At 73.9% G+C, this 19,504-nt stretch carries 14 protein-coding genes and 1 tRNA gene; 8 read left to right on the forward strand and 7 right to left on the reverse strand.

Going from position 1 to position 19,504, the window contains the following annotated elements; all coding sequences use genetic code 11:
- Nucleotides 1-83 precede the first annotated feature (83 nt).
- The 7 genes from FIC82_RS19330 to FIC82_RS19360 all read left to right on the forward strand — a co-directional run bounded on the left by FIC82_RS19330 (nt 84) and on the right by FIC82_RS19360 (nt 13,470).
- Complete coding sequence (locus tag FIC82_RS19330) at nt 84-986, forward strand: carbohydrate ABC transporter permease (RefSeq protein ID WP_154799563.1); 903 nt, start codon at nt 84-86, stop codon at nt 984-986.
- Nucleotides 983-1,885 carry a carbohydrate ABC transporter permease gene (locus FIC82_RS19335; RefSeq protein ID WP_154799564.1) on the forward strand — a complete coding sequence of 301 codons (903 nt, stop codon included), beginning with the start codon at nt 983-985 and terminating at the stop codon, nt 1,883-1,885. The genes FIC82_RS19330 and FIC82_RS19335 overlap by 4 nt, the downstream gene beginning before the upstream one ends.
- A 336-nt stretch (nt 1,886-2,221) precedes the next feature.
- Entirely contained in the window at nt 2,222-5,812 is a 3,591-nt protein-coding gene (locus tag FIC82_RS19340) for a glycoside hydrolase family 97 N-terminal domain-containing protein (protein ID WP_168732134.1), read from the forward strand.
- 339 nt (nt 5,813-6,151) lie between these two features.
- On the forward strand, nt 6,152-10,117 hold the full coding sequence (locus FIC82_RS19345; protein ID WP_154799566.1) for a discoidin domain-containing protein: 3,966 nt from the start codon (nt 6,152-6,154) through the stop codon (nt 10,115-10,117).
- A gap of 157 nt (nt 10,118-10,274) precedes the next feature.
- Nucleotides 10,275-10,796 carry a PH domain-containing protein gene (locus tag FIC82_RS19350; protein WP_154799567.1) on the forward strand — a complete coding sequence of 174 codons (522 nt, stop codon included), beginning with the start codon at nt 10,275-10,277 and terminating at the stop codon, nt 10,794-10,796.
- Nucleotides 10,793-12,592, forward strand: coding sequence for a PH domain-containing protein (locus FIC82_RS19355; protein WP_154799568.1), 1,800 nt, complete (start codon nt 10,793-10,795; stop codon nt 12,590-12,592). Before FIC82_RS19350 ends, FIC82_RS19355 begins: the two co-directional genes overlap by 4 nt.
- Before the next feature lie 164 nt (nt 12,593-12,756).
- Nucleotides 12,757-13,470, forward strand: coding sequence for an anaerobic ribonucleoside-triphosphate reductase activating protein (locus tag FIC82_RS19360; protein ID WP_154799569.1), 714 nt, complete (start codon nt 12,757-12,759; stop codon nt 13,468-13,470).
- A 61-nt stretch (nt 13,471-13,531) separates the two neighbouring features.
- Here FIC82_RS19360 and FIC82_RS19365 read toward each other — a convergent pair whose 3' ends face one another.
- Entirely contained in the window at nt 13,532-14,155 is a 624-nt protein-coding gene (locus tag FIC82_RS19365) for a GyrI-like domain-containing protein (protein ID WP_154799570.1), read from the reverse strand.
- Nucleotides 14,156-14,295: 140 nt separating this feature from the next.
- Between FIC82_RS19365 and FIC82_RS20920 the strand changes: the two genes are divergently transcribed.
- Nucleotides 14,296-14,727, forward strand: a complete 432-nt coding sequence (locus FIC82_RS20920; protein ID WP_216609945.1) for a hypothetical protein — start codon at nt 14,296-14,298, stop codon at nt 14,725-14,727.
- Nucleotides 14,728-14,771: 44 nt separating this feature from the next.
- On the opposite strand, the gene FIC82_RS19375 is transcribed toward FIC82_RS20920, so the two are convergent.
- The 6 genes from FIC82_RS19375 to FIC82_RS19400 all read right to left on the reverse strand — a co-directional run bounded on the left by FIC82_RS19375 (nt 14,772) and on the right by FIC82_RS19400 (nt 19,381).
- Nucleotides 14,772-15,803 carry an alpha/beta fold hydrolase gene (locus FIC82_RS19375; RefSeq protein ID WP_168732135.1) on the reverse strand — a complete coding sequence of 344 codons (1,032 nt, stop codon included), beginning with the start codon at nt 15,801-15,803 and terminating at the stop codon, nt 14,772-14,774.
- 38 nt (nt 15,804-15,841) lie between these two features.
- Entirely contained in the window at nt 15,842-16,450 is a 609-nt protein-coding gene (locus tag FIC82_RS19380) for a TetR/AcrR family transcriptional regulator (RefSeq protein ID WP_168732136.1), read from the reverse strand.
- Between the two features lie 101 nt (nt 16,451-16,551).
- On the reverse strand, nt 16,552-16,953 hold the full coding sequence (locus tag FIC82_RS19385) for an ectoine synthase (RefSeq protein ID WP_154799571.1): 402 nt from the start codon (nt 16,951-16,953) through the stop codon (nt 16,552-16,554).
- Between the two features lie 53 nt (nt 16,954-17,006).
- Nucleotides 17,007-18,317 carry a diaminobutyrate--2-oxoglutarate transaminase gene (gene ectB, locus FIC82_RS19390; protein WP_418884337.1) on the reverse strand — a complete coding sequence of 437 codons (1,311 nt, stop codon included), beginning with the start codon at nt 18,315-18,317 and terminating at the stop codon, nt 17,007-17,009.
- A 115-nt stretch (nt 18,318-18,432) separates the two neighbouring features.
- Complete coding sequence (ectA, locus tag FIC82_RS19395; protein WP_154799572.1) at nt 18,433-19,002, reverse strand: diaminobutyrate acetyltransferase; 570 nt, start codon at nt 19,000-19,002, stop codon at nt 18,433-18,435.
- Between the two features lie 306 nt (nt 19,003-19,308).
- Nucleotides 19,309-19,381: transfer RNA gene (locus FIC82_RS19400), tRNA-Arg, on the reverse strand.
- Between the last annotated feature and the right edge of the window lie 123 nt (nt 19,382-19,504).

Consider the following 19,504-nt stretch of genomic DNA (forward strand, 5'->3'; position numbering starts at 1 on the left):
TCCCCGGGACCCTGCACCCGTCGCCTGCCGTCGCCCGCGTTCGGCCGCCGCGTCCCACGCCCCCACGACCGGGAAGACCCACCATGCTCAAGTCACTGCGGCGAGCCGGCCCCGCGCTCCTGATGCTCGCTCCCTCGCTGATCCTCGTCGGCGTGTTCGTGTACGGCCTCATCGGCGCGAACTTCCAGACGTCGATCACGGACAACCACACCGCCGCGCAGGCCACGGGCCAGAAGCCGTCGGTCGTGGTCTGGTTCGAGAACTACACCTCCCTGCTCGGCAGCGAGGCCTTCCAGCACTCGCTCAAGAACCTCGTCCTCTACACCGTCGTGTTCCTCGCCGGCACGCTCGTCATGGGCTTCCTGTGGGCGTGGATGATGGACAAGCCCGTCAAGGGCGAGGGGTTCTTCCGCTCCGTCTACCTGTTCCCGTTCGCCGTGTCGTTCGTCGCCTCCGGCGTCGTGTGGCGCTGGCTCCTCAACTCGAACCAGGACGAGCAGGCGAGCGGCCTCAACCGGCTGTTCCAGATCATCGGGCTCGACTTCCTGCAGAACAACTGGTGGAACAACGTCACGTGGGGCATCACGGCCATCGCGATCCCCGCGATCTGGCAGCTCTCCGGCTACGTCATGGCGCTCTTCCTCGCCGGGTTCCGCGGCATCCCGGACGAGCTGCGCGAGGCCGCCCGCATGGACGGCGCGAGCGAGTGGAAGCTCTACCGGCACGTGCTCTTCCCGCAGCTGTCGCCGGTCGCGCTCTCGGCGCTCATCATCATCGGCCACATGTCGCTCAAGTCGTTCGACCTCATCATGTCGATCTCGAAGCCGGCGAACTACCAGACCAAGGTGCCCGCCGTCGACATGTACGTCTTCAAGTCGAGCTTCGACTACGCCAACGCGGCGGCGGTCGGCTCGATCCTGCTGATCATCGTGGCCGTCGTCATCGTGCCCTACCTGATCCGCACCAACCGTCAGGAGAAGCGATGACCGACGTCGTAGCCACCTCGGTGCCGGCACCGGACACCGCGGGACGCCCGATCGATCTGCACCGCTCGGTGCCCAAGAACCGCTTCTCCCTCGGCCGGACCCTCAAGTACGCGGCGCTGATCTTCTTCGTCGTCATCGTGCTCATCCCCGTCTACGTGCTCCTGGTGACGAGCTTCAAGGGCACGGGCGACGCGTCCCCGGCACGTGCGTGGGCGCTCCCCGAGATCTGGACGCTGGACAACTGGCAGACGGCGTGGACCGCGCTGTCCCCCGCGATCCTGCGCACGCTGCAGATGGTCGTGCCGTCCGCGATCATCGCGGCGTTCCTCGGGTCGCTCAACGGCTTCGTGCTCTCGCGCTGGTCGTTCAAGGGCTCGAACCTCGTCTTCACGCTGATCCTCTTCGGGATGTTCATCCCGTACCAGGCCGTGATGATCCCGCTCAACCAGCTCGTCCTCGACCTGGGCATCCCGAGCGGCGTGCCGTCGCTGATCCTGCTGCACGTCGTGTACGGCATCCCGATCACCACGCTCATCTTCCGCAACTACTACATGACGGTGCCGCACGAGCTCATCGAGGCTGCGCGCGTCGACGGCGCGGGGATGTTCCGCACGTACTGGTCGATCATCCTGCCGATCTCGATCCCCAGCTTCGTGGTCGTGCTCATCTGGCAGTTCACCTCGTCGTGGAACGACTTCCTCTTCGCGGTGTTCTTCTCCTCCAGCCAGAACGGCCCGGTCACCCTCGCCCTGAACAACCTCGCGAACGGGGCGCTGCTGCAGAACTACGGCGTCTCCATGGCGGGTGCGCTCTTCGCGTCCCTGCCGACGCTGCTCGTGTACATCATCCTCGGCAAGTACTTCATCGGCGGCCTCATGTCCGGCTCCGTCAAGGGCTGACCCTCGGTCGGACCGAGCTCGCGGGGGGCGGGACAGGCACTGGTCGCACCGGTGCCCGTCCCGCCCCTCCGTCGTACCCCCACCCCCTCGCACGACGGCGGCCGCGCACCCTGGCGACCGCCGCGCCGCACGGCGCCCGCGGACCACGGCGGACGGCCGACGGCAACCCTGGACGACGACGTCTCAAGGAGAACCGTGTACCGCTCCTCGCACGACCCCGCCCCCTGCCCGCCGCCCCCCGGGGCCCGACGCCGGACCAGGCTGGTCTCCGGCGCCGCGCTGGCCCTGGCCCTCCTCGCGCCCCTCGGTGCCGGGGCCCCCGCGACCGCCGCCCCCGTGGCCACCGCTGCGCCGTCGGCCTCCGTGTCGACCGCGGTGCCCGACGGGCACGAGGTCTCGTCCCCCGACGGGAGCCTGGACCTCACGCTCGGGGCAGTCGACGGGCGTCTCACGTACGACGTCGTCCGCGACGGCACGACGACCGTCGTCGGCGCGTCCGGTCTCGGCCTCGTGCTGCGCGACCCCGCCGTGGACCTCACCACCGGGATGACGATCGAGTCCGTGGAGCGTGCCGAGGTCGACGAGACGTGGACCCCCGCGTGGGGCACGGCCTCGTCCGTGCGCAACCACGCGAACGAGCTCACGGTGCACGCGCGCCACTCGTCCGGCCTCGCGCTCGACGTCGTGGTGCGGGTGTTCGACGACGGCGTCGGGCTCCGCTACGTCCTGCCGCAGCAGGACGCGCTGGCCGCGGGGCCGTTCGTCGTGACGGCGGAGCGGACCGAGTTCGCGCTGCCGTCCGACCTGACCGCGTACTTCATCCGCGCGGGCAAGGACTGGAACGCGGACGAGAAGCACTACCGGACCGTGCCCGTCACGGAGGTGCCGGACGCCCAGACCCCCGTCACGTTCTCGCGCGGCGACGACCTCTTCCTCGCGGTCCACGAGGCGGACCTCACGGACTACGCGAGCATGACGCTCGTCCGCGGGGCGACGCCCGGGACCCTGGTGAGCGAGCTGATCGCGCTCCCGGACGGCACGAAGGCGGTCCTCGACGCTCGCGAGAAGGACGTCGTGACCCCGTGGCGCACGGTGCAGGTGGGGCGCGCGGCGGGCGACCTCGCCGAGTCGCACCTGGTCCAGAACCTCAACCCGCCGTGCGCGGTGTGCGACGTCGACTCCGACGGCGACGGCACCGCCGACACGGCGGACTGGATCGAGGCGGGCACCTACACGGGCGTGTGGTGGGAGCTCCAGCGCCGCGACACGACGTGGACCGCGGGCCCGGACCACGGCGCGACGACGCAGCGGATCAAGGACTACATCGACCTCGCGTCGGACGCGGGGGCGCGGTACGTGCTCGCCGAGGGGTGGAACACCAACGCGGGCGGCTCCTGGACCAACCAGGACTTCACGACCCCGATGCCCGACGTCGACCTCGACGAGGTGCTCCGCTACGGCGAGGAGAAGGGCGTCGGCTTCGTCGCCCACAACGAGACGCGCGGCTACGTGGACTACTACGACCAGAACCTCGAGCGCATCTTCTCCCAGTACGAGGAGTGGGGGGTCCACGCGATCAAGACCGGCTACGCGACGCGCTTCCAGCTCGGCGGCGTCAACCGCAGCCACTACGACCAGGAGGCCGTGAAGCACTACCAGCGCGTCGTCGAGGCGGCCGCGAGGCACGGCATCTCCGTGAACGCGCACGAGGCGATCAAGCCCACCGGCAAGGACCGCACCTGGCCCAACATGATGACGGGCGAGGGCGTGGCCGGCATGGAGCAGCAGAACTACATGGGCTCGAACGGCAACCCGCCGGAGCAGGCGACGATCCTGCCGTTCACGCGCTGGATCGGCGGTCCGGCCGACTACACGCCGGGCGTGCTCGACGTGCTGTGGGACCCGGCCGGGCTGAACACGCGCGTCCAGACGACGACCGCGACGCAGCTCGCGCTCTACACGACGTTCTACAGCCCGCTGCAGATGCTCGCCGACACGCCGGAGAACTACGCGAAGCACCCCGAGGCGTTCGAGTACCTGCGCGGGATGCCGGCCACCTGGGACGAGTCGCACGTGGACGCGCAGATCGGCGACCACGTGACGACCGCGCGCCGCAGCGGCGACACCTGGTACGTCGGCGTCGTGGCCGACGAGGTCGACCGCACGCTCGACGTGCCGCTCGACGTGCTGGACGACGGCGTCACGTACGTGGCCGAGGTCTGGGCGGACGCCCAGGACGCGAGCTGGAAGGGCAACCCCACGGCGATCGAGGTGACGCGGTCCCTCGTGACCGCGGACGACGTCGTCAGCGCGTCGCTGGTCGGCGCGGGCGGGCAGGCCCTCCGGCTCCGGCCCGCCACCGCGCAGGACCTCGCCGAGCTCGCGCCGTACGAGCGTCCGCGTCTGGACCTCGCCGGGGCGCCGGAGGCCGTGTACGACCCGGTCACCGGGACCGTGGGGGTGACGGCCACGGTCGCCAACGCCGGCACCTCGGTGGCCGAGGCGCACCTCGTGCTCGACGGCGAGTCCGTCACGGGCACGACGGCTCGCGTCGGCGGCGGGCAGACCCGCGAGCTCTCGTTCACGCTCGACGCGACCGAGGTCGCGTACGCGGAGCACAACGAGCTCGCCGTCGCGGGCACGGACGGCACGACGGGCGAGCCCGCGCGTGCTGCGCTGCTGCCCTTCCCGGACGGCGCCGCGCTGGACGCCCTGGTGGACTCCGCCCGCGCGGGCGGCGATCTCGACGACGCGACGGCCGCGCTGCTCTCGACGCGGGTCGACGCCCTCGTCGCGGCGGCGGCAGGCTCCGACCTGGGCGCCGCCCGGGTCGCTGCGCAGTCCGTGCGGACGGTCCTGCTCACGCGCGGTCCCGCGCAGGTCGCGGACGCCGCCCTCACGGCGGTCGACGCCGCGGTCGAGCCCTGGCTCGGCGAGCGGGTCGGGCTGCCGCACGTGCTCGCCGAGCTCCGCACGGCCGAGGTGTCGGGCGGCCTCGCGGCGACCGACGCCGCGGCGGTCCGCGAGCCGCTCGCCGCGGCGGTCCGTGCCGCGACGCGCGACGACGGCGAGGCCGTGGGCCGCGCCCTGGGTCGGGCCGCGACCGCGCTCGACGCCGCGCCCGACGGGCCGGCGGCCGCGACGCTCGGGGCGCTCGTCGCGGCCCAGCGCGAGGAGCTGGTGCTGGAGGCGGAGGCCGGGACGCTGAGCGGCGGGGCGATCACGTCGAAGGAGCACCCGGGGTACACGGGGACCGGCTTCGCCCGCACGCTCAGCCGCGAGGGTGCGGCGTTCACGGTCGACGTGAGCGGCGCGACCCCGGGGACGGCGTACGAGGTGAGCTTCCGGTACGCCAACGGGATGGTCGTCGCGCCGCTGGACCGGCAGCTCTCGCTCACGGTCGACGACACGTCCGTGGGCACGGTCGCGTTCCCGAACCTGGGTCAGGACGCCGACCGCTGGCGCCGCTGGGGCTTCTCCGAGCCGGTGCGCGTGACCGTCGACGAAGGGACGGCGTCCGTCGGGCTGCGGTACGACCGCGGCGACACGGGCAACGTGAACGTCGACCACGTGCTGCTCGTGCCCGACCGCGGCGTCGTGGTCGGGTCCGCGGGCGGCGCCCAGGGGTCGGCCGCCGACCTCCGGGTCGAGGTGCAGCCGCGGTGCCTGGCCGGCAAGGCCTACGTCGCCGTGCGCGCGCTCAACGCCGAGGACGTCCCGGTCGGGCTCACGCTCACCCTGACGACGGCGTTCGGCGAGCGGACGGTCGCGGACGTCGCGCCCGGCGCGTCCGGCTACCAGTCGTTCGCGACGCGGGCGCGGGCGGTCGAGGCGTCGACCGCGACCGTCACCGCCCACGGCGTGCTCGGTGGCGAACCGGTGGACGCCCAGGTCCCGGTCGACGTGCCCGCCGTCGACTGCGGCTGAGCGGAACGCCCGGTCGGCCGTCGCGACGGCCGACCGGGCGAAGTCCGCGGCTCTCCCTTCACTCCCGGGAGAACGCCGCCTATACTCGCAGTCGACAGCGCTGTCAGGTGGCCTAGCGCCACAGCGTGCGACGTCGCACCACCCGAGAGGAACGCACCACGTGAGCACCCCCCGCCACGCCTGAGCGGCGACCCGACCCGCGCGGGGGCGCCGGTCGTCCGACCCTGGACCGGCGCTCCCCGCGCGAACCCGCCCCACCCCGCCCGCACCCGACCCCCCACTCGCACCACCCGCCCGAGCACCAGCACCGTTGCCGCTCGACGACGCCCGGAGGCCCCTATGATCCGCCCGCCCGCCCCACCGCCCGGACGGCGCGCACGCCGCGGCGCCACCGCCGCCGTCGCGCTCGCGACCGCGGGGGCCCTGCTGCTCACCCCCGCGGTCGCGCAGGGAGCGCCGTCCACCTCACCCGCCGCCACGACGACGCTCGACGCCGCCCCCGCGTTCGGCGCCCCCGACGCGACCGCCGCGGACTACTACGGTGCGCTGCTGCGGCACACGCGCTGGGTCGAGACCGTGTGGGACGAGTCCGCCGGGGTCTACCAGCTCAAGGACTTCAACTTCGCCGTCGTGCTGGGCAACGCCGTGCTCCTGACCCACGGCGAGTACGACGCCGAGCTCGCGGGAGTCCCGGAGGAGACGCTCCGGGCGCACACGCTCGCCACGATCCGCCACTACGCGGCGACGAACCGGTTCGTCGACCCAGCGGGCACGTGGGGCAAGAAGCTGTTCTGGGACTCGACGTTCCAGTCGTACTTCCTCGCGGCCGGGACCCTGCTGTGGGACGAGCTGGACGCGACGACGCAGGCGAACCTCACGACGATCGCGACGAGCCAGTCGGAGTACACGGCCGACCTCGACTTCGGCAAGGACCCGCTCTCGGGCTCGTGGACCGCCGACTGGCCGACGGGCAAGCACGAGGGCGACACCGCGCAGGAGGAGGTCGGCGTCTACACGCAGGCGCTGGCCCCCGGCCTCGCGTGGGCGCCCGACGACCCCGGCGCGGCGCGCTGGGCCGAGCAGCTCGGCGACTGGGGCCGCAACGCGGCCGGCCAGCCGACGGCCGACCGGAACAACCCGGCCGTCGTCGCGGGCAAGGCCGTGTCGACGAACACCATGCAGACCATCCACGACACGTACCTCGTGGAGAACCACGGGTCGTTCGGCCCGCACTACCAGTCCGACATCTGGCGGTCCGGCGGTCGCAACGCGATCCACTTCCTGCTCCGGGACGAGCCGCTGCCGGAGATCCTCACGCACCAGCCGAACTCGGCGGAGCTGTGGGAGTCGATCAAGCTCGTCATGTCCGACGCGGGCGAGCCGTTCATGCCGATGGTCGCGGACCGCGAGTACCTCTACGGTCGCGACGCGATCCCGATGGCGTTCCTCGGCCAGGTGCTGCGCGACCCCGACGCGGCCCGCGCCGAGGCGAACCTCGCGGCCGCGCTCGAGGACTACCAGTCCTACGCCCCGGTCTACCGGCTCGCGAAGTTCTCGGGCGAGCCGAAGTACGAGCCCGAGGCGCGCGCCGAGATCGCCATCTCCTACCTGCTGCACGTCGAGGCGGCGGAGTCGGCGGAGGGTCCCGTCGAGCCGACGCCGCAGGACGAGTTCTTCGAGCGCCTCGCCGGGGTACGCGACTTCGGCGCCGGCCCGGGCCTGACGGTCCAGCAGTCGGCGGACGCCTGGGCCGCGGCGTCGAGCCGCAAGGGCTTCGTCAAGTTCCCGTGGGTCCCGTCGCACGACTCGTGGCTGTTCCACGTCTCGGGCTCGACCCCGTACCTCTACCCCTCCACCGGCGCGACCGTCGACGAGCGCCACGTGGCGACCTACACGGAGCCGCGCGACGGCTTCGAGGGCACGTCGTCGGTGTTCCGGGTCGGCGACGGGTACGCGGGACAGGTCACCCTCCCCACGGGTGCGGCCGTCTACGCCTCGACCGGCGCGGGCACGGAGGACGCGAGCCTGTCCGTGCGCAACCTCGACATGAACGGGTACTCGGGCCTCGACGGCTCGCGCACCTACACGACCGCGGAGGGCGAGACCACCGCGACGCTCCCCGTCACCCGGCCCGCCGACCCGGCGGACGCCAAGGCCGCGCGCGTCGACGACCTCACCTTCGAGCCCGTGACCGCGCGCTACGTGCGGCTGCTGGGCCAGCAGGGCCACGCCCAGTACGGCTACTCGATGTTCGCGTTCCACGCGTACGGCGCGGACGCGGGGTCGGCGACCGACCTCGCGGCCGGCAAGGTCGCGACGGCGTCGAGCGAGGACGCCGCAGGCGGTCGCCAGGCCGCACGTGTGACGGACGGCAACCCGTCCACGCGGTGGGCCGTCGCCGTCTCGCAGCGCACACGACCGGACTCGTGGATCCAGGTCGACCTCGGCGAGGAGACGACCGTGGGCGGCGTGCGGTTCGCGTGGGAGGCGAGCGCCGGCGCGCGCTACCTCGTCCAGACGTCGACCGACGGCCAGACCTGGACCACGGCGACCGCGTACGGCAAGGCTCCGGCGGACGTGAACGTCGCGCGCCTCGACACCGTGGACCTCACGCCCGAGGGCGCGGACGAGCCCGCACCGGTCACCACGCGCTACGTCCGCATGCAGGGCGTGCGCGGCGACGCCGCGTACGGCTACTCGCTCTACCACCTGCGCGCGTTCTCGCCGACGGGGGCGGACGTCGCGGCGGGCAAGGCGGCCACGGCGTCGAGCGCGAACGGTTCCAACCCCGCGAGCGCCGTCACCGACGGCTCCGCCACGACCCGCTGGGCCGTCGCGGTCGCGGACCGCACGCGGCCCGACTCGTGGGTCCAGGTCGACCTCGGCGCCCCGACCGAGGTGAGCCAGGTCCAGCTCGGCTGGGAGGTCGCCGCGGGCCAGGAGTACCGCGTGCAGACGTCGCTCGACGGGCAGACGTGGCACGACGCCGCGTCGTTCCGGTACACGGGCGACCAGGTGCTGAGCAGCGACGGCGATTGGCTCAACGTCGAGGGCGAGGCCGGGTTCGTCGTGCGCGGGTCGGAGGCGCCCATCACCGTGTCGCGCGCGACGGACACGCGGCACGTGGTGCGCCTGACGGACCGCGCGGAGGGCCGCCGGCTCGTCGAGATGGTCCCGGGCGACGCGGCGGCGACCGCCGCGCAGGCCGCGGCCCGCGTGCCCACGGCCGAGGACCCGGCGGTGCTCGTGAGCGTGGTCGACGGCTACGTGGTCGCGTTCAACCTCACCGGGGCGGAGGTCTCGACGACGCTCACCGTCCCGCACGACGGCGGCGCCGTCCGCGTGTACCAGGGCACGCAGACGGTCGGCGCGGACGCCTCGACGCTCGACGTCACCGTCCCCGCGGGCGACGCGGTCGTCCTCGCGCCGCGCGCGACGGTCGCGCACGACGGCGGCACCCCCGCCGGTGTCACGGTCGCCGCCACCGACTCCCGCTCGTTCCGCGTGAGCGGCGACGGCACGCCGGTCGAGCTGCGCCACGCCGAGACCGGCGCGACGCGCACGGTCGGGGCGACGCCGTCGGGCACGCGCGTCACGTTCCGCGACGCCACGCCGTTCCCGGTCGCGGACCGCGCACTGAGCACGCTCACGTTCCCCGCGTCGGTGCTGCCCGAGGGCATGACGTCGCCGTCGCTCGCGGTGGACGGCGACGCCGCCACGACGTGGGTCCCCGGACCGGACGGCCGCATGGTCACCGACCTCGGCGCACCGCGCGAGATCGGCACCGTCGTCACCGCCTGGGAGCGCGGCGGGGCTCCGGAGTCGGTCGTCTCCGTGAGCGACGACGGTCTGACGTTCACCGACGTCGGCACCATCGGCGCGGGCGACGTGCACGGCACGCTCGTCGTCGACCGCACGGCGAGGTACGTCGCGCTGAGCACGTCGTGGGCCGCGGGCGACCCGGGTCTGACGGCGTTCCGGGTGCTCGCTCCCGGCGCGGCGGACCCGTCGTCGCCCGCGCGCGTGGCCGTCACCGCGACGGCCGAGGTCCGGTGCCTCGGCGGCAAGCCGTACGTCGCGGTGCGGGTCGTGAACGACGACGACGCGCGCCTCGACGTCGAGGTCGCCACCCCGTGGGGCTCGAAGAGCTTCCCGTCGGTGGCCCCCGGCAAGAACGCGTACCAGTCGTTCGCCGTCCGCGGTGACGCCGACGGCGCGGTGACCGTCACGGCCGCACCGTCCGCCGACGCCGACGAGCGCGAGACCGTCGCGACGCCGGAGCACGGCCGGCCCACCTGCGGCTGACCCGCACCGGGCGGTCAACAGCCCACCTCGCCGAACCCGGGGGCTCCCCCGGATCCGACACCGGATCCGGGGAAGACCCCGGGTTCGGCGCGTCCGGGAGGCAGGTCATGACGTCTGACACTCCCCCGGGGGCGACCCGCCGCGGCAGGGTGAGGGCATGGACACCACCTCCGTCGACGCACCCGGCGCGGCACCCCTGCGTCTGCGCCCGCCCCGGAACCCGGTCGACGCCCGGGCCGTGCGCTGGTGGGCGCTGCGCGGGCTCTGCTCGGCGGGGCTCGTCACCGTGGTGCTCGGCGTCGTCGCCTGGCTCTGGGAGCCCGGCCGGCCCTGGCTCGCCGCGCCGCTCGTCCTCGCCGCGCTGTGGACGGTCGTCCGCGTCGTCGTGGAGCCGCGGTGGCGCTTCGCCGTCCACCGCTGGGAGACGACAGACCAGGCCGTGTACGCGCTGACCGGCTGGCTCGTGCGCGAGTGGCGCGTCGCCCCGCTGTCGCGCGTGCAGACCGTCGACGCGGTGCGCGGCCCGCTCGAGCAGCTCCTGGGGCTCGCGACCCTGCGGGTGACGACGGCGTCGTCGAGCGGCGCGATCAACGTCGTCGGGCTCGACAAGGACGTCGCCGCAGAGGTCGCCGAGCGGCTGACGCTGGTCACGGAGCGCACTCCCGGGGACGCGACATGACCGTGGACGAGGTCGCCGACGTCCGCGACCACGACGACCACGACGATCGCGACGATCGCGACGAGGGCACGGCGGCGGGCGACGACGCCGTCCGGGAGTCCGACGCGCCGGTCGCCGACGACGCCCCATGGCTCCGGCTCAGCCCTCGGGTGATCTGGGTCGACCTCGCCCGGACGGTCCTCTCGCTCTCGCCGACCGCGCTCGCCGTGTGGGTGTTCGGCGTCGACGCGAGCTGGGGGACCCTGTGGCCGCTCCTCGCCGTCGGGGCGTGGGGCGTCCTGGGCGCCGTGCAGGACCTCCTGCGCTGGGTCTTCACGCGGTACCGGGTCACCGACGGCTACGTCGAGCGCCGCACCGGCGTCCTCGTGCGTCGGTACCGCTCGGTGCGCCGGGACCGGATCCGCAGCGTCGACACGACCGCGCGGCTGCGGCACCGCGTCGCGGGGCTGCGCGTCGTGCTCGTGGGCGCCGGGCAGCAGCTCGCCGCCGGGGAGTCCGCGCTCTCCCTCGACGCCGTCACACGGGCCGACGCGGAGGCGTTGCGCCGCGAGCTCCTCCGGTCGCCGGTCGCCGCGCCGCGCACGAGAGCCGTCGCCGCCGGCGACGACCCGAGCCGGGTCACGGGCGTGGCCGACGACCGCGATCACGACCGGGACGGCGAGGGCGACGACACCGAGGTGCTCGCACGCTTCCGGCCCTGGTGGGTCGTCTACAACGTCTTCAGCGTCTGGGCGTTCGTCACGGCGGCCGGCCTGCTCTGGGGCGCCTACTGGCTCGGCGCGACGTTCGGCCTCGACCTCCTCGGCTGGGTCGAGGGGGTCGCCGACTGGGACGCCCTGGGCCTGCCCGCGACGATCGCGGTGTGGCTCCTGCTCACCGGCGCGATCGGCGCCGTCGGCATGGGCGTGAGCTTCTTCACGACGAGCTGGGGCTTCGAGCTCGCGCGCGTCCGCGGCGGGGAGAGCACCCAGCTCCGCACGCGCCACGGGCTGTTCACCACGCGCGAGGTCAACCGCGACGAGCGGCGGCTGCGGGGCGTGCAGATCGGCGAGCCCGTGCTGTGGCGCTGGATGGGCATGGCCGACACGCAGGTCATCACGACCGGCCTGTCGGTGTGGTCCGCGTCCCAGCCCGCGACGATCCTGCCGCGCGGGCCGGTCTCGGTGGCGCGGCCCGTCGCGAGCGCCGTGCTCGGAGCGGACCCCGACCCGCTCACCGTCCCGCTCGCACGCCACCCCGCCGGTGCGCTGCGCCGTCGGCTCTGGTGGGCGACCGCCTCCTCCGGTGTGGTCGCCGCGGTGCTGTGGTGGCTCGCCGCCAACGGTGCGCTGCCGGTCGCCGCGGCCGGATGGGCGGCCGGACTCTGGGTCCTGGCGCTCGGCGGCGCGGTGGTCGCCTACCGCGCGCTTGGGCACGCGATCGTCGGCGACCACCTCGTCGTCCGCTCCGGGCTCATGAGCCGCGCCACCACCGTCCTGCGCCGCGACGCCGTGAGCACGATCGCGCTGCGCGAGTCGGTCCTGCAGCGGCGGCTCGGTCTCAAGACCGTCTCGGCGATGACCGCCGCGGGGTGGGGCATCTACCAGGCCCCGGACGTGGCCGCCGACGAGGCGCTCGCGTTCGCCGTGGAGGCAGCGCCCGGGCTGCTCGACCCGTTCCTGGTACCCGACGCGCCGGAGGTCCCCGTCGGCCGGGCTCGGCCGGGACTGATGGACGAGCGCAGGGGCGCCGCGAGCGAGGAGACACCGGGCGGGTTCCCGGGCGGCGGTGGGTTCGCAGGTCCGCCGTCGGCCTGAGCGCCCGGGGCCGTGGCCGCTGTCGTTGCGCCAGGCGGATCGGGACCTTCGACCGGTCCGCCGCACCGGGCGGCGGCGATACGTTCGAGGTCCTGGCGGTCCGCGCGTCGGGCGCCCCGCAGGCACCTCGCCGCCAGGGCGTCGCACGTCGGAAGGAGCCGCCGATGCCCCGCCCCGGCCTCGTGGTCGCCGGTCTGGACCGGCTGTCCGTGACGGACTGGCCCGGACGACGGGTCGCGACGGTGCTGACCCAGGGCTGTCCCTGGCACTGCGGGTACTGCCGGCACCCCGGCCTGTGCACCGTCGCGTCGACCGGCGGGGCGACCGCCCGCGACGAGGTGCCGTGGTCGGAGGTCGTCGCGTTCCTCTCCCCGCGTCGCCGGCTCCTCGACGGCGTCGTCTTCTCGGGGGGCGAGCCGACGCTCCACCCCGGGCTGCTCGGCGCGATCGACGACGTGCGCGGCCTGGGCCTCGACGTCGGGCTGCACACGGCCGGGCCCTGGCCGGTGCGGTTCGCCCGGCTCCTGCCGTTCGTCGACTGGGTGGGGTTCGACGTCAAGCACCTGCCCACGCGCTACCCGGTCGTCACCGGGACGATCCCGTCGGGGCGCCGCGCGTTCGAGGCGCTCACCGTGCTGCTGCGCTCCGGCGTCGACCACGAGGTCCGCACCACCGTCGACCCGACCGTGCACACCCGTGCCGAGCTCCTCGCGCTCGGCACGCACCTGCGTCGCCTCGGGGTGCGCGAGTGGGTGCTCCAGGAGGCAGTGCCCGACGGCGCGTCCCCCGCCTGGGCGCGTTCGCTCGCCGGCCGCCGCCTCGCCGACGTGCTCGACGACTCAGACCTCGCCTGGGCGCAGCGGCGGACCGCCGCCTGACGGCGGGTCGGGACGGCGGGTCTCGGCCGGAGATCTCGGCCGCAGGGAGCCGTACCGGGCGTCAGGCCGGGCGGACGGGCTGTCGCAGCACCGTGCGCAGCCTCGCCGGGTCCGCGCGCCGCACGTCGCTCAGGTAGATCTCGTGGTGCGGCCCGGCGAACGTCAGCCCGTGCTCGGGCAGGTAGGCGTCGTGCAGCTCGGCGAGCACCGGACCCTCGTCGTCGTACGGCCCGACGTGCAGGGTCTGCACCGACCGGCCCTCGGTGAGGCTCGTGCGCCGCACGAGGTCGAGCGCGACCGGGGCGTCCTTCTTCGCGCGGACCGTCTCCGTGGCCGCGACGACGAGGTCCTCGTCCACCCAGTCCGGCTGGAGCACCAGCAGGGTCCAGCGCCACGCGCCCTTCTCCCGCCGCACGAACGTGCCGGGGTCGTCGGCCGTCCACAGGCCCTCCAGCGGCCCGACGACGTAGTCGCGCCCCTCCCTCTTGCTCGCGAACTTCACCGCGTACGAGAGGGAGAAGAGCGCCTCGACGGCGTCGCCGTAGGCGGGCGAGGTGTTCGGGTCTCCCTCGCCGTCGACCGCGAGGTAGGCGAGGGTCGGCACGTCCACCTCGACGAACCGCCCCCGCGGCGGGGAGTACAGCTCCCGGTGCAGCACCTTGAGGTCGACCTTGTCCGCGGGCATGGCTCGACGCTACCCGCCGCCCCCGACACCGGCGCGACCCGACGTCCGGGTAGCGGCGTCCCGCACGCCCAGGCCCTGTACTCCCACGGAAGCCGTGGACGGTGCTGGCGTGCCCGGCTCACGACTGGTATCCACACGGAGTGCACCCTTCACCGCCGCCGTCCCCGCAGCACGACCCTCGCGCCGGGTATCCGCCCGCGCACCCCGGGCCGGGCCGCCTGCCCGGGCCGGGCTATCCGCCGCCCGGCGCGGGACCCGGCTATCCCCCGCTCCCGACGATCCCGCCGGCGGCGTTCACGCGCCGGTACCGGACCACGGCGTGGGTGCTGATCTGGGTGCCCGTCGTGCTCATGGTCGCCGCCGGCGCGCTGAGCGTCGCCCTGCTCGCGTACGCGGACAGCGACCCGTCGAACAACTCGGCCGCCGGCTACCTGGCGCTCCTCCTCTGGGGCGTCATGCTCGTCGGGGGGCCGGTGCTGCTGGGCGCGTTCATCCCCGGGTGCGTGATGCTCTCCCGCTCGAGCCGTGCCCGCGCCGTCACGAGGGCCACGGGATACCAGCCGCCCGTCTGACGCGGGTCCGCGGTCGCAGGCCCGGGGCCGGGACGCGCACCCGTTCAGGCACCTCGACGCGCGAGGTCGTGGTCGACGGGCACCTCGGGTCGCACCGGTGTCACGTAGTCCACGACGGCACGCACGACCTCCGGGTCGCGCAGCAGCCGGTGGTGGCCGAGCCCCTCGGTCGTGAGGAGCTCGCCCTCGGGCCAGGCCGCGGCGAGCGCGGCGCCGACCGGGTACGGGACCTCCTTGTCCGCCCTGTCGTGCACGACGAGCGCGGGCGGTACCGGGTGCGTGCGCAGGGTCTCGCGCACGTCGAGCTCGGCGAGCGGGCGACCGGCGACGTCGGAGAGCAGGCCCTGGAGCAGCTCACGGGTCGGGCGTGAGAGCCGGAGGAGGTCGGCGAAGCCGTCGAGCTCGCCCAGCACGTCGGCGATCGCCGCGACGAGCACGAGCCTCTCCGCGGGGAGCCCGTCGCGGACCGCGAGGACGGTCGTCGCCGTGCCGAGCGAGTGGGACACGACCGCCGCGGGCTCGCCGTGCGCCCGCACGACCGTCGCGAGCGCGTCCGCGAGCTCCGGCATGGTGCTGCGCCGCGGCCCGAGGAGGCCGGGGCCGGAGTCGCCGTGGCTCGGCGCGTCGAAGGCGACGACGCGGAAGCCCGCCCCCCGCAGGGGCTCGACGAACGCGCCGAGCTGGCCGCGCCACCCGCCCCAGCCGTGGGCCAGGTAGACGACGGCGGCCTCGCCGGGCGAGCCGCTCGCCGTCGGGCCGCCGTCACGGCTCGTCCGCTCTTCGCCTCCGGTCCCGGCCGCGGCCCACGTCTCGACGACGACCCGCGACCCGGCGTCCGTCGTCACCGTGGTGAGCGTCCCCGGGGTCGTGCGGTCGTCGCGGCGCCGTCCGGCGCCGTCCGGCGGCGTGCACCACAGGTCGAGCGCGAGGCGCGCGGCGCGGCGCGGGGAGACGGCCTGCAGGACGGCGAGACGCGCGCGGACGACCGTGAGCTGCAGTGCGGCCCTGCGTCGCCGTGCGGCGCGGCGACGGTCGGCACGAACGGTCGTGCTTTTCTTCGAGCCTGAGACGCCCACGGCATGTTCCTCTCGGTCGGTGGTGCTGGGTCGGTGTGTCAGACGGCCGGGGCCAGGGTTGGGGTGCGGGCCGCGTCGAGGAGTGCCTCGAACGCTCGCCGGGCGCGCTCCTCGGCCCGCGGGTCGGCCATGAAGGCATGGGCGTGGTTCGCCCCGAGCATGACGCCGTAGAGGTCGGACGCGAACTGCTCCGGCTCGACGTCCTCGCGGAAGCCGCCCTCGGCGACGCAGGTGCGGAAGACCTGCGCGACGGCGTCGTAGAGGTCGCGGTGGTCGCGCACGAGCTGGTCGCGCACCGGGCCCTCCTGGGCGGCGAGTTCCGTCGCGGCGTTGACGAACAGGCAGCCACCTGGGTCCTGGCGCAGGTCGCACGCGAGCCACCCCTCGAACAGCACCCGCATCCGGGGCTCGCCGCGCGGGGTGCGCAGCGCGGGCGCGACCACCGTGTCCACGAACTCCGCGCGCGCCTGGCCGAGGACGGCCAGCTGGAGCGACTCCTTGGAGCGGAAGTGCGCGTACAGGCCGGACTTCGACATCCCCGTGGCCGCCGCGAGCTCGCCGATGGTGAGCCCGGCCAGCCCGACGCGGTACGCGGCCTCCACGCCACGGTGCAGGATCGCCTGCCGCGTCTCGTCGCCCTTGGTCACGCCGTCGACGATAGCACGGTCGTTCTTTTATCGGACGATCGTTCGACGGCGGATGGTGCCGGCCGTCGCTGCCCGCACGGGCGGGGACGGCCGGCGGTCCGTCAGACGGCTGCCGACGGCTCCGTGAGGAGCGGGTACACGCCGTCCTCGTCGTGCACCTCCCGACCCGTCACGGGCGGGTTGAACACGCAGACGGTCCGCATCTGGGTGCGCGGGCGCACGACGTGCTTGTCGTGGTCGTCGAGAAGGTAGAGGGAACCCGGTGCGAGCGCGTGCGTCTCACCCGTCGCGAGGTCCGTGATCTCACCCTCGCCCTCGACGACGAACACCGCCTCCACGTGGTTCGCGTACCAGAACTCGTTCACGGTCCCGGCGTAGAGCGTCGTCTCGTGGACGGAGAACCCGACGCCCTCCTTCGCCAGGACGATCCGCTTGCTGCGCCAGTTCGCGGACCGGACGTCCGCGTCGGTGTCGGTGATCTCGGCGACGGTGCGCACGATCATGGTGGTCTCCTCGGTGGGGTCGGTCGGGACGGGACGGCTGCTGCCGAGCGGGCTCAGGACGCGGGTCCGGCCAGGACCTCGGCGAGGGAGTCGTCGAGGATCCCGAGCCCGCGGCGGAGCTCCGCGTCCGTGACCGTCAGCGGCGGCAGGAGCTTGACCACCTCGCCCGACGGGCCCGACGTCTCGACGAGCAGACCGCGTGCGAAGGCCCGCGCGCACACCGCCGCGGCGAGGTCGCCGTCGGGCAGCTGGACCCCGCGCGCGAGTCCCCTGCCCTTCGAGACGAGCCCGTGCTCCGGGTAGCGGGCGACGACCGAGTTGAGGTGGGCCTCGACCAGCGCGCCCTTCGCGAGCGTCGACCGCTCGAGCGTGTCGTCCGACCAGTAGGTGCGGATCGCCTCCGCGGCCGTGACGAACGCCGGCGCGAAGCCGCGGAAGGTGCCGTTGTGCTCGCCCGGCTCCCACACGTCGAGCTCCGGCCGGATGAGAGTGAGCGCCATCGGCAGCCCGTACCCCGAGATGGACTTCGACAGGCACACGATGTCCGGGACGATCCCCGCGTCCTCGAACGAGAAGAACCCGCCCGTGCGACCGCACCCCATCTGGATGTCGTCCACGATGAGGAGGATCCCGTGCCGCGAGCAGAGGTCCGCGAGACCGCGCAGCCACTCCGCGCGCGCCGCGTTGATCCCGCCCTCGCCCTGCACGGTCTCGACGATCACCGCGGCGGGCTCGTTGAGCCCGCTGCCCCCGTCCGCCAGCAGCCGCTCCAGGTACACGAAGTCGGGGACGTCGCCGTCGAAGTAGTCGTCGTAGGGCATCGGCGTCGCGTGGACGAGAGGCACGCCCGCCCCGCCGCGCTTCATCGAGCTGCCCGTCACCGACAGCGCCCCGAGCGTCATCCCGTGGAACGCGTTGGTGAAGGTGATCACGGACTCGCGTCCCGTGACCTTGCGCGCGAGCTTGAGCGCCGCCTCGACGGCGTTCGCACCGCCCGGGCCCGGGAACACCACCTTGTGGTCCAGCCCGCGCGGGCGCAGTATCCGGTCGTGGAACGTCTCGAGGAAGTCGCGACGGGCCGCCGTGAGCATGTCGAGCGAGTGCACCATGCGGTCATCCGCGAGGTACTCGAGGAGCACCTTCTTGAGTCGTGGCTCGTTGTGCCCGTAGTTCAGAGACCCCGCGCCGGCGAAGAAGTCGAGGTACTCGGTGCCGTCCTCGGACCGGACGGTCGCGCCGACCGCGCGGTCGAAGACGGCCGGCCAGGCACGTGAGTAGCTGCGCACACCGGACTCCAGGGCTGTGAAGCCCGTCGGGTCGTCGGCGGCGTACGCCTCGGGGACGGGTGCGGTCGAGATCGTCACGGAGGACTCTCCTTGGGATGGTGCGCTCGGGTGCGTGAGTGTGCGAGGGCTACGGCGTCACCCGTGCGCCGGACCGGCGTAGCCCGAGTCAGGGCCGGTTCGCACCGGCCTCGGCTCACCGGGAGCGCACGCCCTCGATGACGAGCATCGGCTCGTCGACGTGCGCGTCCGGGAACTGGTCCGCCGTGAACAGGGGCCGGGTCGTGATCGTCGCCCCGCGCCGGGCTGCCCAGCGGACGAACAGCGCGCGCGAGGCGGTGTTGTCCTCGGCGACCGTGGTGGTCACCGAGGACACGTCGGGGGCCGCGTCGACGACAGCGTCGAGCAGCCGACCGGCGACGCCCCGGCCGCGGTGACCCTCGTCGACCGCGACCTGCCACACGAAGAGCCGGGAGACGTCGTCGGGGAGCCGGTACCCCGAGACGAACCCCACCACCCGGTCGCCGTGGACCGCGACCCGGCACGTGTCCGCGAAGTGCTGGGCGAGCAGGAGGTACGCGTACGACGAGTTCAGGTCGAGCTCACCGGAGTCCCGCGCCACGCGCCACATCCCGGCCCCGTCGTCCGCGGCGGGGCGGCGCAGGACGATCCGTGGTGACCGTTCGTCGTCGTGCGTCTGCGGCGCGACGTCATCGCGCGGCGGGGTCGAAGGAGCGGTGGGCGCGGCGTTCGTCGTCGTGTCCATACCGTCGAAGACCCTAGACACATCGAGGCGATATCCACACCTTCGCATGGTCAGAGGAACGCCTCCGGGCGCGTGAGGGCGGAGGCGGGAGCCGCAGGAAGCTGCGGAAGACGGGCGTCGGTCATGAAACAGTTTGGATGTGGCAGGCGTCTCTCTTCGTGAGACGAACCGGCGCACGGGCCGCAGCGGCGGGCCGACGTGCGCTCACCCGCGGCGAGGCCGCAGCACCGCCGGTGCGGGTCGCGCGGCCGCGGGTGCAGGACGACGAGAAGAGCCCCGAGACCATGGGTCTCGGGGCTCTCGATGTGCGCCCGAAGGGATTCGAACCCCCAACCTTCTGATCCGTAGTCAGATGCTCTATCCGTTGAGCTACGGGCGCTGGTCCTGCTGACCGCTGATCGCTCACCGGCCGTCGAGAACACTACCGCGTCCCCGCCCCGAACCCAAACCGATCGGGCCCCGTGAGGCCCGAGGTGACGGACGCCACGCCGTCCGACCCTCG

Origin of the sequence: Cellulosimicrobium protaetiae, assembly GCF_009708005.2 — a bacterium.
GTDB classification, from domain to species: domain Bacteria; phylum Actinomycetota; class Actinomycetes; order Actinomycetales; family Cellulomonadaceae; genus Cellulosimicrobium; species Cellulosimicrobium protaetiae.

Coding starts and splice junctions, on each gene's coding strand:
- FIC82_RS19330 (WP_154799563.1), top strand. CDS start 84: ATGCTCAAGTCACTGCGGCGAGCCGGCCCCGCGCTCCTGATGCTCGCT.
- FIC82_RS19335 (WP_154799564.1), top strand. CDS start 983: ATGACCGACGTCGTAGCCACCTCGGTGCCGGCACCGGACACCGCGGGA.
- FIC82_RS19345 (WP_154799566.1), top strand. CDS start 6,152: ATGATCCGCCCGCCCGCCCCACCGCCCGGACGGCGCGCACGCCGCGGC.
- FIC82_RS19350 (WP_154799567.1), top strand. CDS start 10,275: ATGGACACCACCTCCGTCGACGCACCCGGCGCGGCACCCCTGCGTCTG.
- FIC82_RS19355 (WP_154799568.1), top strand. CDS start 10,793: ATGACCGTGGACGAGGTCGCCGACGTCCGCGACCACGACGACCACGAC.
- FIC82_RS19360 (WP_154799569.1), top strand. CDS start 12,757: ATGCCCCGCCCCGGCCTCGTGGTCGCCGGTCTGGACCGGCTGTCCGTG.
- FIC82_RS19365 (WP_154799570.1), bottom strand. CDS start 14,155: ATGCCCGCGGACAAGGTCGACCTCAAGGTGCTGCACCGGGAGCTGTAC.
- FIC82_RS19385 (WP_154799571.1), bottom strand. CDS start 16,953: ATGATCGTGCGCACCGTCGCCGAGATCACCGACACCGACGCGGACGTC.
- ectA (WP_154799572.1), bottom strand. CDS start 19,002: ATGGACACGACGACGAACGCCGCGCCCACCGCTCCTTCGACCCCGCCG.